Source organism: Actinocrinis puniceicyclus (genome assembly GCF_018283645.1).
In the GTDB taxonomy this organism is placed as follows: Bacteria; Actinomycetota; Actinomycetes; order Streptomycetales; family Catenulisporaceae; genus Actinocrinis; species Actinocrinis puniceicyclus.
Genome location: NZ_JAGSXH010000185.1, coordinates 1 through 7269, shown reverse-complemented (window position 1 = coordinate 7269; position 7269 = coordinate 1). Strand labels below are relative to the sequence as shown.

Genomic DNA, 7269 nt, shown 5'->3' with positions numbered 1-7269 from the left:
GCGTAGTCGTGTTCCGCTGGGGAGGGGACTCGTGGTAATGCGGGGCTTACTACGCATGGACGGATATTCTTCGACTGTTGCCTCGCGGCCCGCTTGGGGCCGTATGTTGGCGTCCTCAGTCGCGTTGACCTTAACGGCGCAGTTCATCGCGGGCACGAGCGCGATGGCCGCGGTGCACGGCTCGTCGGAGCCGGGATTGCCGCACACTCCCAGCGTGCCGGTCTCGCCGGTGGCTTCGCACTATGTCAAGGCCGTACCGATGGCATCCGGCAAGATACCCGCCCCGGTGTGGCCGTCAGGCAGTGCGACCGTCAACTTGACGGGGCGTTCGGGGGCGCAAGCTGCCGCGGGCCTGCCGGTCACCGTGGCAGCCGCGACCGGATCCGGCGCTTCGGCAGCGCCCGGTGCTGTGTCAGTGACCGTCGAACCGCGCGCGGCTGCGCAGGCCGCTGGCGTGACCGGGGCTCTGATGGCACTGACGCGCGCAGACGGCAAGTCCGGCAACGCCCAGGCCACTGTGACCCTGTCCTACCGCCAGTTCGCGACGGCCTTCGGCGGAGACTGGGCGGCACGGCTGCGGCTAGTCACCCTTCCGGAGTGTGCTCTCACCACCCCTGAGGTGGCGGCCTGCCGTGTCGCGAAACCAGTGGTCTTCACCAACGACTCGACGCATCGCACGCTGACTGCGAAGGTGTCACTGCCTGCGACCGGAACAGGAAGTGCCACCCACGCTGGCGCGATGGCCGCGCACCCCTCAACTACCTCGGCGGCCACCCTGGTGCTGGGCGCGACGTCAGACAGCACCGAAGGGGGCGGCGGCGGGGACTTTTCGGCTACCAGCCTCAAGCCGTCCGGCTCCTGGCAGGCGGGAGGTGCATCGGACGCGTTCACCTGGTCCTATCCGCTCACCGCATCTCCAGTTCCGGGCGGCCTGAGCCCGAGCCTCGCGCTGTCGTACAACTCTCAGTCCCTGGACGGCCTGACCTCGAACACGAACAACCAGGCAGGCACGTCAGGAGACGGATGGACGCTATCCGACTCCTACATCGAGCGGTCCTACGGTTCGTGCCACCAGAATCCGGCCGGATCGACCCAGACCTGGGACGAGTGCTGGTCGAACAACAACCAGCTGACGTTCAGCCTGAACGGACACACCTCAACCCTCATCAAGGACGACACCAGCGGCGCTTACCATCCCACGGACGATTCCAACGAGCTTGTGACCTACAAAACCGGAGCGGTCAACGGGGCACACGGCGGCGAGTACTGGGTGGTGACCACCACCGACGGCACCCGGTACTACTTCGGCCTCAACCAGCTCCCCGGCTACGCCTCCGGCAACGCGACGACGAACTCCGTGGACACCGAGCCGGTATACGCGACCGCGTCGGGACAGCCGTGCTACAACTCCACGTTCTCCCAGTCCTACTGCGCGCAGGCCTATCGATGGAATCTCGACTACGTCGTGGACACGCACGGCGACGCGATCTCCTACTGGTACGCCACCGACACCAACTACTACGCGCAGGATCTAGGCAGCACCGCGGCATCGACGAGTGCGTACACGCGCGACTCTTACCTGCAGAAGATCGAGTACGGACAGCGCTCTACCAGCCTGTACTCAGCCACTCCGGCCGGTGAGGTGCTGTTCACCTACAACGGACGCTGCAACACCTCCTCCACCGGGTGCGCGACAAGCAACCTGCCGGGCTCAACATCGACCTGGCCCGACGTTCCCTACGACCTGAACTGCGCATCGGGCGCGTCCTGCTCGTCTCAGTCCCCGTCGTTCTGGAGCGAGCTGGAGCTGACCGGTGTCCAAACCGAGGCGCTGGTCGGTACGACGCTCGACCCGGCCGACTCCTGGGCGTTCACCTATTCCTTTCCGCCCCTCGGATCGGGGGATACATCCACCCCATCGCTGTGGCTCTCCACCATCGCCCACACGGGGCAGGATGCCCTAGGCGGTGGCCCGGCCGGGACGATCACGCCGAACAGCGTGACGTTCTCGGGCACCGCGCTAGCTAACCGGGTCAACCTGGGCAACGGTTACCCGTGGATCACCCGCTACCGGCTCACGCAAATCATCACCGAGACCGACGAGAAGATCTCGGTCAACTACTCCTCGCCGGCCTGTGGAAGCTCCACTCCGTCGAGCGACGTGCAGAACACGACGCTGTGCTACCCGCAGTACTGGTATCCGACCGGCCACACCGACCCGATCAAGGAGTACTTCAACAAGTACATCGTGCAGTCGGTTACCCAGAACGACCCGACCGGCGCCGCCACAGCCAACAACGTCGACGCGATCGAGACGACCTACACCCCAGTCGGCAACCCCGCCTGGCACTACACCAGCAACCCGCTCACCCCCGCAACCCAGGACACATGGGACCAGTTCCGCGGCTACCAGGGGATGATCGTGTCGACCGGCACCGCCCCGGACCCGATCACCAAGACCCAGTACTCATACTTCCAGGGCATGAACGGCGACTACCTGTCCTCGAGCTCGACCCGGTCGGCTTCGGTAAGCGACACGCGTGGTGACTCATGGCCGGACTCGACGCAGCTGGCCGGGCGGACCTTCGAGACCCAGGTGTTCAACGGCACGTCCCTGGTCACCGACACCGTGTCCGTGCCCTGGTCGAGCAGCGCCACGGCCACGCACGCGATGCCGAACTCGATACCCGCGCAGCAATCGTTCATGACCGGCGCCGCAGCGGCGAAGGTGTACACGCCGCTGGCCAACGGCTCTACCCGGCAGACCGAGACCGACTACACCCACGACGCCTACGGCCGAGTCACCAAGACGAACGCGCTCGGCGACGTGACCGACGCAGCCGAGCACACCTGCACCACCACCAGCTACGCCGACAACACCACGGCACGGATCCTCAACAAGCCCGCCGAAGTCCAGACGGTGTCAGTGCCCTGTAGCACCACTCCGACGCTGCCGGCCAACGCCGTGTCCGACACGCTCACCTTCTACGACAAGTCCACCACCCTGGGAGCCGCCCCAAGCGTCGGGGACGCAACGCAGACCGAGCAGGCCACCTCGTACACCGGCTCCACGCCGAACTACACGGTGATGTCGCAGGCCACGTACGACCAGTACGGGCGGCCCACCTCGGCCACGGACGCGAATTCGCACACCACCACCACCGCGTACACCCCGGCGACCGGAGCGGAACCAACGAGCATACGGGTGACCGACCCGATGAGTTTGGTCACGACCACCGCGTACGACGCTGTGCGGGAAGTGCCCACTCAGAAGACTGATCCCGCGGGCTTCATCACGACTCAGCAGTACGACGAGCTCGGTCGCTTGACCGCCGTATACAAGCCAGGGCAGGCCGCCTCCACCGGCGCCCCCAACCTGAAGTACACCTACACGGTCTCCAACAGCGCGCCGAGCGTGGTCGACAGCTACTCGCTCAACGACGACGGCACCTACCGGGTGTCGGAGACCCTATACGATGCCCTGCTGCGAGCCCGCGAAGTTCAGACGCAGACGGTGGACGGTGGCCGGGACATCACCGACACCTACTACAACACCGACGGCTGGCAGTCCGAGGTCACCAGCCCGTACTACAACGCTTCCGCGGTATCGACCACGTACGTTCAGGCGCAGCCCGGAGTCATTCCGGAGGAGACCGGATACACCTACGACGCCGCGGGACGGAAGTCAGTCGCGATCGACTACGCGGCCGGCACGCAGACCTGGCAGACCACGTACAGCTACGGCGGGAACTTCGTCACCACCGTGCCACCGGCCGGCGGAACGCCGCAGACCACTGTCACCAACGGTCTCGGACAGCAGAGCGCCCTGGTCCAGTATCACGCCGGAGTTCCGACCGACTACGTCAACGACCCAACCAGCGACTACTCGGCTACGACGTACACCTACACCCCGGCCGGCAAGCCAGCTACCGAGACGGATGCCGCCGGTAACAGCTGGAGTTGGCAGTACAACCTGCTCGGACAGCAGACACAGTCTGTCGATCCCGACACGGGAACCACGACAAATACGTACAACGACGGTGGTGAAATGCTCAGCGCAACGGACGCTCGAGGAAAGCAGACCACGTACACGTACGACAAGGATGACCGCAAAACCGGCGCCTACGACACCACCAGCACCCAAACCCTCTCGACAGCGAACCAAATCGCCGGATGGACCTTCGACACGGTAAAGAAGGGCTACCCGGCCACGACCGTGTCCTACTCCAACGGCGACACGTGGACCACCAGCATCCTGACTTACAACACCCTAGCCAAGGTGCAGGGGCAACAGGTCACGCTCACCGGCACAGACGCGGCTCTCGTGCCTTCGGGAGGCTGGATAACCAGCTACGGCTACACCTACGCCGGAAACCTCTCGACCATTGGAGAACCGGCCCAGGACAACCTGCCCTCCGAGAACCTCAAATACGGCTACGACGAATTCGGCCAACCTGTCTCCTTGGCCTCCACCGGCGGCACCACCTGGACCTATGTGTCCGCAGTCGGCTATGACGAATACGGCAAACCGCTGCGGTACACGATCCCCACCGCTGGCGGGAACATCTGGATCGATCAGACCTATGACGCTCAGACCCAGGCACTGAACCAGGTGAAGACCACCGACTCGGGCAGCAGCGCCCCGATCGACCAGCTCAGCTACACCTACGGCAACGCCGCCGGGACCGTATCCAAGGGTTCCGGGCTCGTCACCGGAATCCAGGACGTGCAGAACGCCGCCGGCAACACGGGTACCTCCACCGCGGTCACCGACACCCAGTGCTTCACCTACGACTACGCCACCCGGCTGCAGCAGGCCTGGACCGCGACCGACCAGTGCACCGCCACTCCCAGTCCCGGGAACAGCAGCACGGTCGGCGGACCGGTGACCCCGTACTGGCAGTCCTGGACCTACGACGCGGCCAGCAGCCGACTCAGCGAGATCGACCACGACACCGCCGGCAACACCGCCAACGACACCAACGTCACCTACAACTACCCCAGCCCAGGCACCGCGGGCGCCACTGAACTGTCCGGCACCACCGCGACCGGCCCCAACGCCGCAGCGCAAACCGCTACCTACCACTACGACCTGAGCGGGAACCAGAGCAGCGCGACCGGTGGCCCGCTCGGCACCCAGGGCTATACCTGGAACGACCAAGGCAAGCTGCAGACCGTTACCAACGGTGCGAACACCACTAACTACGCCTATGACGTCGATGGCAACTTGCTGATCGCCCGCTCAACCACGAGCACCGTCCTTTACGACGGCGAGGCTCAACTCACGAACACCGGAGGCACGCTTACCGGTGTTCGCTTCTATACGTTCGGCGGCATCACGCTGGCTGAACGCACCAGCTCCGGCGTCGAAGACACGCTCATACGCGATCGCCAGGGCACCGACCAACTCGCGGTCAACACTGGTACCGGCCAAGCCGTCACGCGCCGCCAGTACGCGCCCTTCGGCGCCGCCCGCGGCACTGTTCCTGCCTGGATCGGCACTAAGGGCTATGTCGGCGGAAACCAAGACGCCAGCACAGGCCTGGAGAACCTCGGCGTCCGCGATTACAACCCTCAAACTGGACGCTTCCTGTCTGCCGACCCGGTCCTCGAGGCGAGCGATCCAACCCAGATCGCAGGCTACGACTACGCCGGGAATGACCCGGTCACCGGCAGCGACCCCACCGGCAAGATGCGCATGCCTGACGGCGGCGGAGGCGGCACGTATGACGGCACCTGCCAATCCGATAACTCTTGCGGTGACGATTCTTCAGGCGACGGCGGCTCTTCAGGAGGTGGCGGGGGGTCGGCTTGCAACGCCTCGATTCCCGGATGCCCCGGATCGGCGACTCAGTTTGCCGGTGGTGGCTCGCTCCTCGACGCACGTGCTGGCAACAATGCGGCTTGGAGTCAATTCGCTTCCGAGATCGTGGCTGAGGCGCTGAGCCATGACGGCGATAATGGTGACTCGATTCCCGGGGACGGTTGCACGAACTTTGTGTCCGATGTGTTGGACGCTGCCGGCATGCAGGAGACTCGAGATTTTTGGACTCACACCGGCCTGCGCGACAGCAAGCTGACAGATGTCATAGGTAACGGGATAATCAATGATGACGACATAAACCATTGGTGGAGGGACTCGAACTCCGTCACGCTCGACCCCTGGGATCGCGAGTACTCGAGGTCGAGGACGTGGACGTCGGCACCGATGTTGTACAAGTATTTAGTCAACAATGGTGCTCAGCTTGTTTCCGCGGGCGACGCGACGCCTGGGGACATCATGTTTTGGCAGTTTGCGAAAACGAAGGAAATTCACCACACGGCCGTTATTACGTCTATTAGAGACGGAGATTTCGGTTACACTCAGCAGAACAATGATCGTCACGATGACGCGTTCAAAGCGGTTGAGAATGGTTTCGCACAGAATGTAGGACCCCAGACGATCTACATCTTGCGTATCCCGACGCCGAACCCCAGTTGGAGCTTTACGAACTCGGAATACGGTCCCTCTGGTGGCTGGTAGCATTGTGCTTCGGGTCGGCCGAGACTTGTCGCGCCGGTTCCTCGTAAGCCACGGACACGCCGGCTCGCGTGTGACAGATTACGCGGTAAGGGTTGAGGCATGAGTGCACCTGCATATTTGAGGCGCATTGTACTGGGGCGCTTGCCCGCGGGACCAGTATTGCTTATATCGTCCGCGTTGTGTGCGGTCGGATCAGCGGGCGCGATCGTTTCCGCATGGCTGTGGCAGCGAGACTGGCATCACGCAAACGCGTCTTGCGGAACAAAATTCGCGCCGTCAACTTCACTACATGCCATCACGCAGGCGTCGCTCCTCACCATAGTATGCGGTCTCGTCGTCAATTTTGGCGCGCTTGCTTACCTGCATACAAAGCGTGAGGGAGGCTTGCGGGAATTAGAAATTCGCGGTTGGTGGCTTTATATTTGGCCAGCGATCGGTCTTTTGTCGCTCATTGTGGTGCAAGCGGTCCATGAGAGTTTTCCGCCTGGCGGGACCGGCTGTTTTCCGTAGCTCAACAGGCTCATGCCCTAGTCTGCCGCTCGGGGACTGTCCCGGCCGGAGTGCCGGCCTTTTATGATGGCCCTGATTCGAGGACGGCGCGCGGTTCGAACGAGCCGCGCGCCAGGGCTTCGCGCAAAGTCGTTTGTGCTGATCAGGTGGTGGTTTGGGGGCTGGGCCCGAGGCCGAGGACGTGGAGGAGGAGGCCGTGGTCGTGTTTGAGGGCTCTGATGGTTGCCGCGATCTTC

General features: G+C 63.7%; 1 protein-coding gene. It reads left to right on the top strand.

Annotated elements, in window-relative coordinates; translation table 11 throughout:
- The first annotated feature begins 469 nt into the window (after positions 1 to 469).
- Positions 470 to 6523, top strand: coding sequence for an RHS repeat-associated core domain-containing protein (locus KGA66_RS27040; RefSeq protein ID WP_211472073.1), 6054 nt, complete (start codon positions 470 to 472; stop codon positions 6521 to 6523).
- The last annotated feature ends 746 nt before the right edge of the window (positions 6524 to 7269 follow it).

What these genes read in the sequence shown, in the direction of transcription:
- KGA66_RS27040 (WP_211472073.1), top strand. Translation starts at nt 470, where the DNA reads ATGGCACTGACGCGCGCAGACGGCAAGTCCGGCAACGCCCAGGCCACT.